17 protein-coding genes are annotated in these 15842 nt (G+C 72.0%); 7 read left to right on the top strand and 10 right to left on the bottom strand.

The window, feature by feature from the left end; all coding sequences use genetic code 11:
• Positions 1–31 precede the first annotated feature (31 nt).
• Together ACZ5J1_RS05100 and ACZ5J1_RS05095 are read right to left on the bottom strand one after the other, a co-directional pair.
• Positions 32–409, bottom strand: a complete 378-nt coding sequence (locus ACZ5J1_RS05100) for a hypothetical protein (protein ID WP_464563126.1) — start codon at positions 407–409, stop codon at positions 32–34.
• Between the two features lie 35 nt (positions 410–444).
• The gene (locus tag ACZ5J1_RS05095) at positions 445–795 is read right to left on the bottom strand and encodes a hypothetical protein (protein ID WP_464563124.1); all 351 of its coding nucleotides are present in this window, start codon (positions 793–795) and stop codon (positions 445–447) included.
• A 72-nt stretch (positions 796–867) separates the two neighbouring features.
• Here ACZ5J1_RS05095 and ACZ5J1_RS05090 point away from each other — a divergent pair, with 72 nt between their 5' ends.
• A complete protein-coding gene (locus ACZ5J1_RS05090; protein ID WP_464563122.1) occupies positions 868–1284 on the top strand; it encodes a hypothetical protein in 417 nt (138 codons plus the stop codon).
• Positions 1285–1287: 3 nt separating this feature from the next.
• On the opposite strand, the gene ACZ5J1_RS05085 is transcribed toward ACZ5J1_RS05090, so the two are convergent.
• Positions 1288–2265, bottom strand: a complete 978-nt coding sequence (locus ACZ5J1_RS05085) for a DUF4192 domain-containing protein (protein WP_464563121.1) — start codon at positions 2263–2265, stop codon at positions 1288–1290.
• Between the two features lie 133 nt (positions 2266–2398).
• Between ACZ5J1_RS05085 and ACZ5J1_RS05080 the strand changes: the two genes are divergently transcribed.
• Positions 2399–3778, top strand: coding sequence for a DNA polymerase IV (locus ACZ5J1_RS05080; RefSeq protein WP_464563119.1), 1380 nt, complete (start codon positions 2399–2401; stop codon positions 3776–3778).
• Here the strand turns inward: ACZ5J1_RS05080 and ACZ5J1_RS05075 are convergent.
• Genes ACZ5J1_RS05075 through ACZ5J1_RS05065 form a run of 3 tightly spaced genes read right to left on the bottom strand, consistent with a single transcriptional unit; the run spans position 3732 to position 5652 of the window.
• The gene (locus tag ACZ5J1_RS05075; RefSeq protein WP_464563117.1) at positions 3732–4577 is read right to left on the bottom strand and encodes a 5-oxoprolinase subunit C family protein; all 846 of its coding nucleotides are present in this window, start codon (positions 4575–4577) and stop codon (positions 3732–3734) included. The genes ACZ5J1_RS05080 and ACZ5J1_RS05075 overlap by 47 nt on opposite strands.
• Positions 4571–5167: a 5-oxoprolinase subunit B family protein gene (locus tag ACZ5J1_RS05070; RefSeq protein WP_464563115.1), complete on the bottom strand. Its 597-nt coding sequence runs from the start codon at positions 5165–5167 to the stop codon at positions 4571–4573. Before ACZ5J1_RS05070 ends, ACZ5J1_RS05075 begins: the two co-directional genes overlap by 7 nt.
• Complete coding sequence (locus ACZ5J1_RS05065; RefSeq protein WP_464563113.1) at positions 5164–5652, bottom strand: MarR family winged helix-turn-helix transcriptional regulator; 489 nt, start codon at positions 5650–5652, stop codon at positions 5164–5166. The genes ACZ5J1_RS05070 and ACZ5J1_RS05065 overlap by 4 nt, the downstream gene beginning before the upstream one ends.
• A 39-nt stretch (positions 5653–5691) precedes the next feature.
• On the opposite strand from ACZ5J1_RS05065, the gene ACZ5J1_RS05060 reads away from it, so the two are divergent.
• On the top strand, positions 5692–6603 hold the full coding sequence (locus tag ACZ5J1_RS05060) for an EamA family transporter (protein ID WP_464563111.1): 912 nt from the start codon (positions 5692–5694) through the stop codon (positions 6601–6603).
• On the opposite strand, the gene ACZ5J1_RS05055 is transcribed toward ACZ5J1_RS05060, so the two are convergent.
• Positions 6523–7230 (bottom strand): 5-oxoprolinase subunit PxpA, encoded by a 708-nt coding sequence (locus tag ACZ5J1_RS05055; RefSeq protein WP_464563109.1) that lies wholly within the window; start codon positions 7228–7230, stop codon positions 6523–6525. The genes ACZ5J1_RS05060 and ACZ5J1_RS05055 overlap by 81 nt on opposite strands.
• Before the next feature lie 23 nt (positions 7231–7253).
• Between ACZ5J1_RS05055 and ACZ5J1_RS05050 the strand changes: the two genes are divergently transcribed.
• The 3 genes from ACZ5J1_RS05050 to ACZ5J1_RS05040 all read left to right on the top strand — a co-directional run bounded on the left by ACZ5J1_RS05050 (position 7254) and on the right by ACZ5J1_RS05040 (position 11224).
• A complete protein-coding gene (locus ACZ5J1_RS05050) occupies positions 7254–9404 on the top strand; it encodes a S9 family peptidase (RefSeq protein ID WP_464563107.1) in 2151 nt (716 codons plus the stop codon).
• 4 nt (positions 9405–9408) lie between these two features.
• Complete coding sequence (locus ACZ5J1_RS05045; protein WP_464563105.1) at positions 9409–10146, top strand: MOSC domain-containing protein; 738 nt, start codon at positions 9409–9411, stop codon at positions 10144–10146.
• Positions 10147–10285: 139 nt separating this feature from the next.
• Positions 10286–11224 carry a sigma-70 family RNA polymerase sigma factor gene (locus tag ACZ5J1_RS05040; RefSeq protein WP_464563103.1) on the top strand — a complete coding sequence of 313 codons (939 nt, stop codon included), beginning with the start codon at positions 10286–10288 and terminating at the stop codon, positions 11222–11224.
• 6 nt (positions 11225–11230) lie between these two features.
• Here ACZ5J1_RS05040 and coaE read toward each other — a convergent pair whose 3' ends face one another.
• Both coaE and ACZ5J1_RS05030 read right to left on the bottom strand, forming a co-directional pair.
• Positions 11231–11818 carry a dephospho-CoA kinase gene (coaE, locus tag ACZ5J1_RS05035; protein ID WP_464563101.1) on the bottom strand — a complete coding sequence of 196 codons (588 nt, stop codon included), beginning with the start codon at positions 11816–11818 and terminating at the stop codon, positions 11231–11233.
• Between the two features lie 21 nt (positions 11819–11839).
• Complete coding sequence (locus ACZ5J1_RS05030) at positions 11840–12268, bottom strand: MarR family winged helix-turn-helix transcriptional regulator (RefSeq protein ID WP_464563099.1); 429 nt, start codon at positions 12266–12268, stop codon at positions 11840–11842.
• 79 nt (positions 12269–12347) lie between these two features.
• Here ACZ5J1_RS05030 and ACZ5J1_RS05025 point away from each other — a divergent pair, with 79 nt between their 5' ends.
• The gene (locus tag ACZ5J1_RS05025) at positions 12348–14201 is read left to right on the top strand and encodes an ABC transporter ATP-binding protein (protein ID WP_464564713.1); all 1854 of its coding nucleotides are present in this window, start codon (positions 12348–12350) and stop codon (positions 14199–14201) included.
• Here the strand turns inward: ACZ5J1_RS05025 and ACZ5J1_RS05020 are convergent, their stop codons facing one another.
• Positions 14202–15821: a hypothetical protein gene (locus tag ACZ5J1_RS05020; protein ID WP_464563097.1), complete on the bottom strand. Its 1620-nt coding sequence runs from the start codon at positions 15819–15821 to the stop codon at positions 14202–14204.
• Positions 15822–15842 lie beyond the last annotated feature (21 nt).

Genomic DNA, 15842 nt, shown 5'->3' with positions numbered 1-15842 from the left:
TGGGCGCTCCCGTCTGCGATCCGGTGCGACTTCAAACGACCGGTGGATGAGCCCCGTGAAGGCGCCGATGGAGCCACGGCCACCAACTCGGCCAGGCCCGCTCCCACTCCTGCCTGAAGACCTGGTTCGCGACGTCTCGCGGCTCCTCAGGTTCACCTTCGTATCCCCGGGTCCTGGCGAAGGCATCAAGGCGATCACGGAGATGGTCGAGGTCGGCCGCCTCACCGTTCGACTGGAGTTGAACCTCCCCGGACCGGACATCCACCACCACCGCATTCAGTCTCGTGCCATCGAGACCGATGAACGCGTCGTACTCCCCGCCGGCAACGTCGAGGGCTTCGACCCAGCCGGCAGCCAACTCGTGCGACTTGAACAGGTGGACGTATCCGTCGCGGTCGAAGACGAACACGGGACGCAGCGTCTGATCCATGGCTGACGGCCGCTCTACTCGGCCACGAGCCGGGGCGTGCAGGTGACCGTGAAGCGCGAGCCGACCTCCTGCTGCAACCGATCGACGAGCACTGCCGCGCGTTGCTTGAGCTCGCCGTAGGTCGCTTGATCGACCTCCTGGGACGAATCACCGTGGAGCTCGCTCATGGCATCCCCCCATGCGACGAGGTCCCGGATCAGCGGGTCGCTCAACCCGAGGGCGTCGCGCAGCCACGGCGGATCCTCGGGAACCAGGCGATGGTCGATCCACAGGGGCACCACCACGCCGTAGTCCCACATGAACAGCAGAGCATCACCCGTGATGCAGTGATGCCGCCGCGGCTCCTGGCTTCCCGCTTCGTTCATGGCGCCATCCGACCACACGCGACCTGTGGATGACGGGCACGTGGGAGGAGCGAGCTGGGGCAGGCTGCGGTCATGGCGCCACCGGAACCGACTCGCGACCTCGACCGCGCCTTGCGGCTGGCCGTGTTCGACCATGCCGCGACCGAATCGCGGCGGGTCTTCCCTGCCCGCCTCCACGTCGGGGAGCCCGGCGGAGCCACGATGGTGCGGGCGATCAGCGGGACCGACGAGGACCACGGTCTGCGGGCCGACCTCGTGGCGGCGATGGTGGTGCGGTGCGGCGTGCAGCGCCCGCTGGTCTGGCTCACCCGCACCGGCGATCTGCACGAGGCGCAGGACATCGACCAGGTGTGGCTGGCGGCGGCGGTCGCCGCGTTCGCGGAGGCGGAGCTCCCGTTGGTCTTCGTGCTCGTCAATCGGCACGGCTGGTGGGATCCCCGCACCGGCGCCGAGCGGACCTGGGTCCGGGCGCGGGAGCGCCAGCGCTGAGCGTCAGCAGGCGAACCCCTCCAAGGCATCCCAGTCCTCCGGTCCCGGCGGAGGCGCTCCACGCTCGAGCATGATCCGGACCAGCCCGACCAACGAGTGCTGGGCCGGGGTCCCGTTGGCGTCGGCGCGGTCGATCGCGCACCACGCCAGGGCGCCGTCCCCCGTCAGCCAGGCCACCATCGCCGTCACTCCGGCGACGTGGAACAGGTCGCACTCCGGGGTGCGGCGCAGCAGGTCGCACCACAGGTCGAGTCGTTCCTGAGCCTCCCCCGAGGTGAGCCGCCACCAGCAGGAGTCGCGCACCTCGGGGTCGGTGACCGAGGCGATCAGCCAGGCCGCTTCGTCGTCGTCGAGCAGACCCCGAGCCCCCGACCGGCCCTCGACCAGGGCTCGCGCCTCCTCGATGTCGAGGAACGACCCGACCGGCCCGACCGCTTCGACCCGCGCGGCGCCCTCGGGGTCGGGTGCCACCCGAGCCGCGACCGCCGCACGCGAGCCGAGGGTCACCTTGCCAGCGGCGACGGCCTCGGCCAGGAAGGGATGACTGTCGACGAGATAGGGATGGCCGGGCGCACTCGCCGGAGCACCGACGGACCACCAGCACCCGTCGTCGACCCGCAGCGTGTGCAGGACCCGGATCTCACTGCGCCGGCAGGCCGCGGTCAGGATCCGGTGGACCCGTCGACAGGTCACCCGGTCGTCGCTGTAGAAGACGAACAGGGCAGCGTCGGCCCGCTGCGCGATCGCCGGACCGACCAGCATCTCGGTGAGGAGACCGAGGTCGCGGTCGGTGGTCCCGGCAGGCGGGAGGTCGATCCGCGCGTTGACGCCACGGGCTCCGCCGAAGGTCATCATCACCAGCGAGTCGGACGGATGGAACCCGAGCATGATCGGGACGGCGGCCAGTGCGTCGACCGGCGAGCGGACGGTGAACGTGGTCAGCGGGGCGAGCGCGCCCGAGGAAGGGTGAGGAATGGACATGGGTCGACGCTCGCCCACTCCACGCCCGGTCGGCTCGGCTCGACCAGGTCGCGGTGCACATCGTGCGTCGGCGCGCGACCGGTGGATGACTGGTGGCCCCGATCCCGTCGGCCGCACGCACTAGGGTCGTCCCGTGCGCCGGCACGCCAGCATCCTTCACCTCGACCTCGACGCGTTCTTCGCCTCGGTCGAGCAGCGGGACAAACCCTCCCTGCGCGGCAAGCCCGTGATCGTCGGCGGGACCGGTGGACGCGGGGTGGTGGCGGCGGCGAGCTACGAGGCGCGGGCGTTCGGCGTGCGGTCGGCGATGTCGACCCGCGAGGCCCGGTCGCGGTGCTCCAACGCCGCCTTCCTCTCCCCGCGATTCGAGGCCTACCGGTCGACCTCGGAGCGGGTGATGGCGGTGCTGCACGAGGTCTCACCCCTGGTCGAGCCACTGTCGTTGGACGAGGCGTTCGTCGACCTCGCCGCTTCGCCGGTCGACCTCGACCTCTCCGAGGAGGGCGTCCGGGCGTTCGCCGAGGAGCTGCGCGGGCGGGTCCGCGAGGTGACCGGTGGCCTCACCGCGAGCGTCGGCGCCGGGTCGAGCAAGTTCATCGCCAAGATCGCCAGCGACCTCGACAAGCCCGACGGCCTGGTGGTCGTGCCGCCGGGGACGGAGCTCGAGCTGCTGCGCCCGATGTCGGTGCGCGTCATCCCCGGCGTCGGGCCGCAGACCGAGGAACGTCTTCGCCGCGCCGGCATCCACCGGGTCGAGGACCTGGAGGTGGTCAGCCTGGAGGAGCTGGTCGGGCTGCTCGGGAAGGCGCACGGCACCGGCCTGTTCCACCTGGCCCGCGCGGAGGACGACCGCCCGGTCGTGGCGGAACGGGAGACCAAGTCGGTCAGTGTCGAGGCGACGTACGACTCCGATCTGACCGACCGCACGCTGATGGACAGCCTGGTCTCCCGGCAGGCCCGCGAGGTCGGCGAACGGCTGCGCCGGCACGGGCTCTCGGGGCGCACGGTGACGCTGAAGGTGCGGCGCCACGACTTCAGCACGCTGAGCCGTTCCGCGACGCTGCCCGAGCCCACCGATGCCGACGCGACCATCATGCGATTGGCCCGCACCCTGCTCACCGACCTGATCGAGTCGGGCGAGACCGCCGGCGGCGTGCGTCTCCTCGGCGTCGGCGTGAGCGGCCTCGCCGACTGGATCCAGGACGATCTGCTGTCGGTGCTGGAGGCCGACACCGCCGCTGCGGCCGCCGCCGACGAGGGCGAGGCGCCCGCGCCGGAGGTCCAGCCCGTGCCGGACCGATCGGGCCGACGCGTCGGTTCCTGGTGGCCCGGGGCCGACGTCGTCCACACCGTCCACGGTCAGGGGTGGGTGTGGGGCGCCGGGCGGGGCGTGGTCACGGTCCGGTTCGAGACCGCGGAGAGCGGTCCAGGGCCGGTGCGGTCGTTCGCGGCCGACGATCCCGAGCTCAGCCGCTGGACGCCGGAACGAACCGCAGAGTCTCCCCCGGCCTGACCTGGGCGCACTGCCACAGGTCGTCCGGGTGGACCACCGCGATCACCGGGTAGCCGCCCGTCGGGCCGTGGTCCGCCAGCAGGATCACGGGCTGCCCGTCCGGGGGCACCTGGATCGCGCCGAGCACCATCCCCTCGCTCGGCAGCTCACTGCCGTCCCGGTGGAGCGGCTCGCCGTCGAGGCGCAGCCCGATCCGGTCGGACGTGCTCGAAACCTGCCACGCCGTCCCGGCCAGTCGCTCGATCCCGTCATGACCGAACCAGTCGGAGTGAGGTCCGGGCAGCAGCCGGAGCGGGCCGGCCCGAGGTGGCCGAGGGGCATCGAGGAACGCAGGCACGCCCGCCGGTACGCCGACGGGCACCCGGTCCCCGGCAGCGACCCGGGCCGGACCGACCCCTGCCAAGGTGTCGGTGGACCGGGAGCCGAGGACGGCCGGGATGTCGACACCCCCGCCGATGGCGACGTAGGACCGCATGGCCGTGGCCGGTGTGGCGAGCGCGAGCGTCTCCCCGGCGTCGAGCCGGACCGGCTCCCCCAGCGCGACCGGGCGACCGTCGACGGTGGCCGGCGTCGGTGCGCCGGTGACGGCGATCCAACGCGCGACGTCGGTGCGTACGGCGAGTCCGCCGAGCAGCACCTCCAGGACGGCCGACCCTTCCGGGTTGCCGACAAGCCGGTTGGCGAGGGTCGCCGCCGGCGCATCGAGCCATCCTGCGCGCGGAACGCCGAGGTGGGCGTACCCGACCCGGCCCCCGTCCTGGACCAGGACCTGCGGTCCGACCGCGAGGACGGTCAGCATGCGCGGAACACCACCCGGGTGCCGGGCACGAGCAGGGCCGGTGGCTCCGACTCGACGTCCCACAGCACGGTCTCGGTCCGACCGACGATCTGCCAGCCGCCCGGGGACGCGGAAGGGTAGATCCCGCACCAGGCACCGGCCAGGGCGACCGAACCCGGCTCCACCCGAGCGCGCGGACTCGCCAGGCGCGGCACCGACCAGGCCGGCTCCAGCCCCGCGAGGTAGGCGAACCCCGGGGCGAAGCCGCAGAAGGCGGCGACCAGCTCGACCGACGTGAGGCGCGCGACGGCCTCGTCCTCCGTGACCGACCAGTGCGCGGCGACGATGCCGAGATCGGGGCCGTCGAAGCACACCGGGATCTCCACGGAGTCCGCGGCCGGCGGGACCGCCTGCGACTCCCATCCGGCCAACAGGCCCGGCAGCGCGGCGACGTCGACACCGTCGAAGAGCACCGTGACGAACGCCGGCACGACCTCCTCGGCCGGCACCCCGGCGGCACGCGCCCAGGTGGCGAGCTCGGCGGCCTCGACCGGTGAGCCGACGTCGACGAGCGCTGCCCGCAGCCCGACCGGGCGGACGTGCAGGGTCACAGGTCCAGCTCCCCGGCCCACCGCTCGAGCAGCGCGGCCAGCTGCATGCGCTCGGACGCGCTGAAGCCCGCAAGCAGACGGTCCTCGTTGGCCAGGTGGTCGGTGAAGGCCGCATCGATCAGCTTCCGCCCGGATCTCGTCAGGGCGATCACCCGCCCACGCCCGTCCGCCTCGCTCGGCACCCGGGTGACCCACCCGGCGGCGAGGCACCGATCGACCCGCTTGGTGATCGCTCCCGAGGTCACCATCGTCTGGGAGGCCAGCTCCCCCGCACTCAGCGCGTACGGCGCCCCGGTCCTGCGCAACGTCGCCAGGATGTCGAACTCGCCCTCGCCCAGTCCGTGCTCGGCGTAGACGGCCACCAGCTCCTCGGTCAGCCGGCCGGCGATCCGGTGCAGGCGCCCGATCACTCCCTGCGGCGAGGGATCGAGGTCGGGCCGCTCCTGGCGCCACTGCGCCATCACCCGGGCCACGTGGTCGGTCATGACTGGAATATATCTTCCCTGGAAGGAATTATGTCTTCCATGGAAATCAAATGGGTGGCGGCGACAGCGATCGCGCCGATCGCCTGGGGCTCGGGCTACTACGTCACCGCGACCTACCTCCCACCCGATCGGCCGCTCTTCGGCGCCGCCGTCCGGGCGCTCCCGTTCGGCCTGCTCCTGCTGGCCCTCCGCCCGGCGTGGCTCAGCGGCTCCTGGTGGTGGCGCACGGCGCTCCTCGGAGCGCTCAACTTCGCCGCGTTCTTCACCCTGATCTTCGTCGCCGCCGAGCGCCTCCCGGGCGGTGTGGCCGCGACCCTGACCGCGACGTCGCCGCTGATGATCATGCTCGCCGCCTGGGCGCTGGCCGGCGAGCGACCGCGGACCGCCTCGCTGGTCGCCGGCGTCGTCGGCCTGCTCGGGGTCGCGCTCCTGGTCGGCGGCACCGGCAGCCTCGACCCGATCGGCGTGCTCGCCTCCCTCGGGGCGGTCGCGGTCTCCTCGCTCGGCGTGATCCTGGTCAAGACCTGGAAGCCGCCGGTGGACCTGCTCCCCTTCACCGCCTGGCAGCTGGTCTTCGGCGGGCTCCTGCTCACCCCGATCGCGTTCACCGTCGAGGGCCCCGCGCCGCACCTCGACGCCGCTGCCTGGGCGGCCTTCGCCTACCTCGGCCTGATCGGCACGGTGCTCGCCTACATCGTGTGGTTCCAGGGGATCCGCCGCCTGCCCGCGGCCGCGGTCTCGCTGGTCGGGCTGCTCAACCCGGTGACCGGCTCGATCATCGGCGTCGCCCTGGCCAGCGAGGCCTTCACCTCCAGCACTGCGGCGGGAATGGCGCTCGTGCTGGGCAGCATCGTGCTGGGCCAACCGCGCTCACGCGCACGGACCGAGCGCCCACCCCGCACGCTCGAGGGCAGCACGGACGGCGCGCGCGTGCTGGACCGCGCCAGCTGAATCGCCGTGCAGGCAGAGTGAGTCGACACCGGCCGCGAGGGTGAGCGCGTTCGCGACGATGTCGGCCTCGTCCTCGACCAGCGCCCCGGGTGCGGTCCTCGGCAGCAACCGTCCGTCGGCGCCGTACCCGCGGTCGGGGAATCCCTCCAGACGCACGCCGCGGCCGGCTCCGACGGCCAGGTCCCACAACACGCCCGGCATCCCGAGGACCGGGAGTCCCGGGGAGCCGTCGAGCACCGCCCGCGCCTGGTCGAGGTCGTCCATCGTGCGGTGGTAGAGCGCCCCGTGCGGCTTCACGTACGTCACCGCGACCCCCTCCTCGACCGCGATCGAGGTCAGGGTGCCGACCTGGTCCTCGACCTGGTCACGCAGCGTCGTGTAGTCGACGTCGAGGGCGACCCGACCGAAGTTCTCCCGGTCCGCGTAGGAGACCTGAGCCCCGACCGCGACCCCGAGCCGTGCGGCCTCGGCACAGACCGACCGCATGATCGCCGCGGTCCCCGCGTGGTAGCCGCAGGCGACGTTGGCGGACGTCACCACGGCCAGCAGCCCGGCGTCGTCGGTGATCTCCTCCCCGAGGTCGGCGTTGAGGTCGACGCGGAGGTCGACACGTCGGAGAACGGCCATGCCCCGAGGATAGGGTCGACCGCATGCAACCCCCCGTCGTCGAGGCGCGCCCCGTCACCACCACTCACCACGGCCGGACCCGGACCGACGACTTCGGGTGGCTCAAGGAGAAGGACGACCCGGAGGTCGTGGCGTGGCTCGAGGCCAACAACGCCTACACCGACGAGCGCACCGCACACCTCGCCGAGACCCGGCAGCGCCTGTTCGACGAGATCAAGGCCCGCACCCTGGAGACCGACCTCTCCCTGCCCGTCCGACGCCGTGGCTACTGGTACTACGGCCGCAGCTTCGAGGGGCGCGAGTACGGCGCCAGCTGCCGTGTCCCTGTGACGGACCCGGACGACTGGACCCCGCCGACGCCCGACACCTCCCTCTCCCCCGAGCAGCCGGCGCTGCCGGGCGAGGAGACCCTGCTCGACCTCGACGCCCTGGCCGAGGGTCACGACTTCTTCAGCCTCGGCGGGGCCGCGGTCTCGCCCACCACGACGCTGCTGGCCTGGGCGACCGACGTCGTCGGCGACGAGCGCTACACGATCCGGGTCAAGGACCTCACCACCGGCGAGGCGCTGCCCGACGTGATCACCGGCAGCATGGGCGGGGCGACCTGGGACCACGACGGCACCTCGTTCTTCTACTCGACGGTCGACGAGTCGTGGCGGCCGGACAAGATCTGGCGGCACCGCCTCGGCACCGAGCAGGCCGAGGACGAGCTCGTCTTCCACGAGCCCGACGAGCGCTTCTGGACCGGGCTGGGCCGTAGCCGCAGCGACCGCTTCCTGATCATCGAGTCGGCCGCCAAGGTGACCTCGGAGGTCCGTTACCTCGACCTCGACGACCCGGACGCGACCTGGCAGGTCTTCCACCCCCGGACCGAGGGCCTGGAGTACTCCCTCGAGCACGCCGTCCTCCCCGGGACCGACGGTCCCGACGACGTCTTCCTGGTGCTGCACAACGGCACGGGCGCCGACTTCGAGATCGGTCGCGCCCCGATCGCCCCGACCGCGCCGGAAGCCTGGGAGCCGCTGATCCCGTTCGACCCGACGGTGCGCCTGGAGGGTGTCGACGCGTTCGCGACCCACCTCGTCGTGCACCAGCGCAGTGGTGGTCTGACCCAGCTCCGGATCCTCGACCTCGGCGCCGAGGGCACCGGCGGCGTCACCGACGACTACCTGGTGAAGTTCGCCGACCCGCTCTACACGATCGGAGCCGGCGGCAACCCGGACTTCCACCAGCCGACGGTGCGGATCGGCTACACCACGATGCGGACGCCGAGCTCGGTCTACGACTACGACGTCGCGACCCGCACCCTCACCCTGCGCAAGTCCCAGCCGGTGCTGCCGCTCGACGGGCTCGACTACGACCGCGACGCCTACGAGGAGCACCGGCTCTGGGCCACGGCTCCCGACGGCGAGCAGGTCCCGATCTCCCTCGTGGTGCGCCGCGACGCCCGCATCGGCGGCGGTCCGGTCCCGGTGCACCTGTACGCCTACGGCTCGTACGAGGCGTCGATGGACCCGGGGTTCTCGATCGCCCGGCTCTCCCTCCTCGACCGCGGCGGTGCCTTCGCGATCGCGCACGTCCGCGGCGGCGGTGAGCTGGGTCGCCGCTGGTACGACGAGGGCAAGCAGCTGACGAAGCGGAACACGTTCACCGACTTCATCGCCTGCGCCGAGCACCTGGTCACGACCGGCTGGACCGAGCCGGGACGGATCGTGGCCGAGGGCGGCAGCGCCGGTGGCCTGTTGATGGGCGCGGTGGCCAACCTGGCGCCCGCCGGGCTCCTGGGCGGGATCGCCGCCGGGGTGCCCTTCGTCGACAACCTGACCACCATGCTGGATGCCTCGCTCCCCCTGACCGTCGTGGAGTACGACGAGTGGGGCAACCCCGAGGCCGATGCTGAGGTCTACGACTACCTGGCCTCCTATGCGCCGTACGACAACGTCGCCGACCAGCCCTACCCGCCGATCCTGGCCGAGACCAGCCTCAACGACACCCGGGTGCTCTACACCGAGCCGGCCAAGTGGGTGGCTCGGCTGCGCCAGGTCGCGGGCGCCGACGTCCTGCTGCGCACCGAGATGGCGGCCGGTCACGGCGGCGTCTCCGGGAGGTACAAGAGCTGGCACGAGCGTGCCTTCACCCTGGCCTGGATCCTCGACCGGCTCGACCTGGCCTGAGCCGGTGCTCGAGGCGACGGTCGCGCGGGCCGGGCTGTCCCCGATCAAGGGCACCCGGCACCTGGACCTGGCCTCGATCACCTTCGATGACGACGGCGTCGCCGGTGACCGTCGGTACTGCCTCGTCGACGTCGAGCGCCGCCGGGTGCTGCGCACCGTCCAGCACCCCGGACTGGTCGCTGTCGAGGCGGTGGAGCAGGCCGGCGAGCTGCGCCTGACGGTGCCCGGCCACGGATCGCTGGTCGCCCGACCCGAGCCGTCCGGCACCACGATCGCGTGCGACTACTGGGGTCGCACGGTCGAGCTCGAGCTCCTCGACGGTCCCCACGCCGAGCTGCTGTCGGCCTACCTCGACATGTCGGTGAGCCTGGCTGCGGCACCGCCCGGCGGCGTGATCTACGGCGCGGGAGTCTCCCTGATCACCCGGGCGTCGATCGACGAGCTGGCGCACTTGTGCGGCCACCCGGTCGATCCGGCCCGGTTCCGAGCGAGCCTGCTGCTCGAGGGCGGTGCCGACGAGAGCGAGTGGCAGGGCCGCGAGCTCAGGGTCGGCGACGCCGTACTCCGGGTCGAAGGCCCGATCGGCCGGTGCGCCGTGGTCGACATCGATCCCGTCACCGGGGATCGCGGGACCGCGATACTCCGGACCCTGGCTGGGTACCGACCCCGTAACGAGGCTGACGAGCCGTGCTTCGGCCTGTACGCCACGGTGGTGCGCCCGGGAGTCCTGAGAGTTATCTGAGATTCCGAAATCTCGGAAACCTCCGCGGCACGCGACGCGTCTTTACTTTCAAGAGACGCCACGGAGCCTGGGGAATCCCGCAGGCCCACGGCGTGTTTGAACTCAGTGCAGGAGAACCCTGCATCGAAGGAGGGGTCCCATGGCTACACGTAGTGCCTCCCGCGAGATCGAGGGCCGCGATGGCGTCGGTCTGTATCTCGACGAGATCTCCCGTACTCAGCTCTTGGACGCGGCCCAGGAGGTCGAGCTGTCCAAGACGATCGAAGCCGGTCTGATGGCGCAGTCACTGCTCGACCAGGGTCTGGTCGGAGCGAAGGCCCCGGGCCGCGCCTCCCGTGCCGAGCTGGAGTGGGTCGCCGAGGAGGGCGAGCGCGCCACCCGGCTGTTCATCCAGGCGAACCTCCGTCTGGTGGTCTCGATCGCCCGGAAGTACGGCCGTGCCCAGATGCCGATGCTGGACCTGATCCAGGAGGGCAACACCGGCCTGATCCGCGCCGTGGAGAAGTTCGACTACACCAAGGGATACAAGTTCTCGACCTACGCCACCTGGTGGGTGCGTCAGGCGATCACGCGTGGCATCGCGCAGCAGGCTCGCGTGGTGCGCCTGCCCGTCCACGTGGTCGAGGAGCTGAACCAGATCGGCGGAGCCCGCCGCGGGCTGGAGCGCAAGCTCGGTCGCGACCCGGAGCCCGCCGAGATCGCCGCCGAGCTCGGCATGGACCTGGAGCGGGTGCTCGACCTGATGGCCTGGGGCCGGGAGCACGTCAGCCTTGACGCCCCGGTCGATGAGGACGGCGACACCTCGCTCGGTGACCTGATGGCCCTCGAGTCCGGGCCGGGCCCCGACCTGGAGGTGCTCGACAGCGAGTCGCGCCGGCTTCTCGACGAGCTGGTGGACAAGCTCGATCCCCGCGCGGCCGACATCATCCGCTCGCGCTACGGGCTCTCCGACGGGCGTCAGCACAAGCTGGCCGACATCGGCGTCAAGCACGGGATCAGTGCGGAGCGCGTCCGCCAGCTCGAGCGCGAGGCCCTGCAGAAGCTGCGCCGCCTCGGCGATCCCGAGATCGCGGCCTGATCCGCCTCAGGAGCCGATGAGCTCCGCGACGACCTCCGCCACCCGCCGGCGGAGGTCGTCGAGATTTCCGGTGTTGTCGATCACGTGGGTGGCCGCGGCCAACCGCTGCTCCCGGTCGATCTGGGCCGACAGCCGGGACTCGGCCTCCTCCAGGCTCATCCCCCGGTCCTGGACCATCCGGTCGATCTGGACCTGACGGGGCACGTCGACCACGAGGACCGCCTCGAACGTCGTCTGCTGCCCGGTCTCGACCAGCAGCGGGATGTCGTGCACCACCAGAGCATCGGCCGGCGCGGCGGCGAGGAGCTCAGCCGACCGGGCTGCGACCCGCGGCCACACGATGCCCTCGAGGACCTGGCGCCGGGCCGGGTCGGCGAAGACCACGGCGCCCAGCGCCGGACGGTCGAGCGAGCCGTCGGCGGCCAGGATCTCGGGCCCGAACGCCGCGACCACCTCGGCCAGGCCGTCGGTGCCGACCGCGACCACGTCACGGGCGATCTGGTCGGAGTCGATGATCACCGCCCCGTGCTCGGCCAGCATCCGCCCCACCGTCGACTTGCCCGCGGCGATGCCGCCGGTCAGACCCACTCGCATGGGGAGCACCCTAGTGGCGGCTCACCCGCGGTCGGCGTCGAGCAGGCGTCGCAGCAACCGGTCCAGCTCGGCGCGGTCGGGCTCGGAGAGGACCGAGACGTAGTCGTCGGCCAGCTGGCGGCGGGCACCGTCCAAGGTCTCGTCGAGCGCGAGGCCCGCCTCGGTGATCGTCACCGTGACGGCCCGCCGGTCGTCGGGGTCGACCGACCGACTGACCAGACCCTTCGCCTCCAGGGCGTCGACCACCTCGGTCGCCGAGCGTGGCACGATCCCCAGCGCGTCAGCGACGGCGGAGAGCCGCAGGCCCGGGCGATGCCGGATCACCCGGAGTGCCCGCGCCTTCCCTGGACTCAGGTCGTACGGCGCGGTGAGATCGATGTAGCGCCAGCGCAGCCGCCGGGACGCGGCCATCAGCAGGTCGCCGGTGGTCTCGTGCTGCGTCGCGTTCACGGGAACAAGACTAACGAACCAGGTGTTAGCCTCATAGTGAGTTAACCTCAGCATTCTTGGAGGTGTGTGAGTGAGCACGATGCAGACTCTCGGCCCCGGTCACGGAGGCGGTCGACCGACCGCTGGCCCCGGTGACCGCGACGGCCGCAACCCGAACAACCGCCGCAAGGACCGCGCCCAGCTGAACGAGCATCCCGTTCAGCTCCGCCGGATCGGCGCCCTCTTCGCTCCCCACCGGCGCCAGCTGGCCGTCGTGATCGCCCTGATCGTGGTGAGCTCGGTGGTCTCGTTGACCCAGCCGTTCCTGGTCCGGCACATCATCGACGTCGCCCTGCCGCAGCAGGACCTGGCGCTGCTGACCTGGTGCGTGGTCGGCATGGTCGCCGCGTCCGTCGTCGCCGCCGGGCTCGGCGTGGGCCAGACCCTGATCTCGACCCGCGTCGGCCAACGGGTCATGCACCGCCTCCGCAGCGACCTCTTCACCCACCTGCAGCGGCAGAGCGTCGAGTTCTTCACCCGCACCCGGGGCGGCGAGGTCCAGTCACGGATGGTCAACGACATCGGTTCGATGCAGAGCGTCGTCACCAGTACGGCGACCTCGATCGCGGCCAACGTCACCGTCGTGATCGGGACGATCGTGGCGATGTTCGCCCTGAACTGGCAGCTCGCCCTGGTCTCCCTGGTCGTCCTTCCCCCGGCCGTGCTCACCACCCGCCAGGTGGCGCGGACCCGCTACAAGATCACCAACGAACGCCAGCGCCGCTTCGCCGACCTGCACGTCCAGGTCGAGGAGGGCCTCTCGGTGAGCGGCATCCTGCTGGCCAAGACGATGGGGGCCGGGCCGGCGCTCGCCTCCCGGTTCAGCGACACCTCCGAGGACCTGGTCGACCTGGAGGTGCGCAGCCAGCTGGCCGGACGCTGGCGGATGGCGACGATGCAGGTCATCTTCGCCGCCGTACCCGCCGCCCTGTACCTCGCCGCCGGCCTGCCCGCGACCCGCGACAGCGTCACGATCGGCACCCTGGTGGCGTTCATCTCGCTGCAGGGCTCCCTGTTCCGCCCGATGATGGGCCTGCTCAACGTCGGCGTCGACGTGACCGCCTCGCTGGCGCTGTTCAGCCGGATCTTCGAGTACCTCGACCTCCCGGTCGCGATCGACGACCCGGCCGACCCGGTCGACCTCTCGCACCCGCGGGGCCACCTGCGGTTCGAACACGTCTCGTTCGGCTTCGACCCGAACCGGCCGGTGCTCGCCGACGTCAGCCTGGACGTCCCCGCCGGATCCTCGCTCGCCCTCGTCGGTGCAACGGGGTCGGGCAAGACGACCCTGGCCGGTCTCGCCGCGCGGCTGCACGATCCCGACCACGGAGCCGTGACGCTGGACGGCGTCGACCTGCGGGACCTGCGGCTGGCCGATCTGGCCGCCGTGGTCGGCGTCGTCACCCAGGAGACCTACCTGCTGCACGCGACCGTGCGGGAAAACCTGCGCTACGCCAAGCCTGAGGCGAGCGACACCGAGATCGAGCAGGCCGCCCGGGCCGCCCAGATCCACGACCTGATCGCCGGCCTGCCCGACGGGTACGACACGGTGGTGGGTTCACGGGGCCATCGCTTCTCGGGCGGCGAGAAGCAGCGCCTGGCGATCGCTCGCACGTTGCTCCGCGACCCGCAGGTCCTCGTCCTGGACGAGGCCACGAGCGCGTTGGACACCAGCACCGAGCTCGAGGTGCAGCGGGCCCTGGACGAGCTGGCTCGAGGGCGCACGACCATCACGATCGCGCACCGCCTCTCCACGGTTCGCAACGCGGACCAGATCGCCGTGCTCGACCACGGCCGGGTGGTCGAGCTCGGCACCCACGAGGAGCTCCTGCTGGCCGGCGGCGCCTACGCCGACCTGGTCAGGGCGGGTCTGCCGGAGCCGGCGTCAGCCTGATCAGCGGACGCGGAGACAGGTGGCCGATCGCGCGGCGGTCGCTCCGGGAACCCCGCCACGGACGGCGACCCAGCGCACCCAGACCGCTGTCGACGTGGTCCGGAAGGCGAGCGACGGGCGCGCGACGGCGGCCCCTGCCCGCCGGAAGGCGGTGTCGCGAGGCAGCGTCCGACAGGCCCGGACCGGAGCGATCTCGAGCCGGTACGCGGTCGCGAACCTCACGGCTGCGGCCGTGGTCCGTACCTTGTCCCGCCGGGGCGATGTGGCCGACACCCGCTGCACCGCGCCGACGACGGGGACCGTGAAACGGACCACCGACGAGGTCGCCCCGAGGATCGGGCCGTGGTCCGCCCGGACTCGGAGCTCATAGCTGCGACCGGAGACCAGGTCCCCGGCCGACCAGCTCGGCTTCGCCACCGACCACTCCTTCGACGATCCCCGGGCGAGGTCACGCAGCGTCACCACGTAGCCCGTGGCATCGGCGACGGCCGGCCAGGCCAGGTTCGCCCGGCCACCGGCGTCGACCTGGGGGCCTGCCGGACGCGGGGCCGTCGGACGCGGTCCGGGGATCACCTCGACCTCGGCCGAGGTCAGCACGGCGGAGGTCGCCTCCCCCTTTCCGGGGCGGAGACGGAACTGGTACCGATGCCCGTCCGCCAGTCCCCCAGCGGCCCAGGTGCCGGCACCCACACCGAAGGCGATCGGGAACCTCTCCCACCGTCCGCCGGCGTTCAGGTCGCGCTGTTCCACCCAGATCTGGTTCACGCCCGGGACGTCTCCCCAGCGGAGCTCCGCCTTCCCGATGCCGGCCACCACCTGGAGGGCCGGGACCTGGGTCGGACCGTTGGCGACGACGGGCAGCATCCCCGACGGTCGCCCGATCCCGGCCCGGGCCAGTGCGTCGTCGACCACGCGGGCGATCTTGACCTCCCCGCTCGCCGCGGGATGGGTGCCGTCCCAGGTGTCCGCGGCGCGGTCGAGCCGGGCGAGCTCGGTCGTGACGACCCGAGAGTCGGGGGTGTCGAGCTCGTCGCTCAGCTCCAGCAGTCGTTGGTTGTACTCCGCCACGTGGTCGTACCAGGTCCCCGGCACCTGGACCAGGACCAGGTCGATGCCCGGCCGCTGCTGCCGGGCCGCGGCGATCTTCTGCCGCCAGACGTCGGCGAGCTCGTCCGGGCTGCGCTGCAGGAAGCCCAGGTCGTTCTGACCGATCAGCGCGACCACGACGTCGGGCGTGTAGTCGGTGACCAGGTCCGGCTCGTAGGTCGTGTTGGCCAGGTCGTAGGTCGGCCAGGTCAGGGCCTGCCCCCAGACCGCGCCCGAGTCGGAGTCGAAGTCGGGATCGGCATAGGCCAGGTCGTCCGGGAGGCCGGCGTCCCCGCCGGGGTCACTGAGCGGGTGCAGCCCGCGACGCGGCCCGACGAAGTCGACGTTCGAGCCCGCCTCACGCAGGTGCTCGGCCACGAAGTAGCGCCAGGTCCAGTCCCCGCTGGAGCCCTGGGTCATGGAGTCGCCGTAGATCAGGATCCTGAGCGGCGCGGTCGCGTCGGACCGGCTGACCGTGAGCGCGGGGGCGAGGAGACACAGCAGCGCCACCGCGAACCGCACCCACCTGCGCAACGAACCGTCCCTCTGGTCGAA

The organism is Nocardioides sp. JCM 18999, assembly GCF_055391175.1.
The sequence above is the reverse complement of the archived record's forward strand: the minus strand, read 5'-3'. Positions and strand labels throughout refer to the sequence as shown.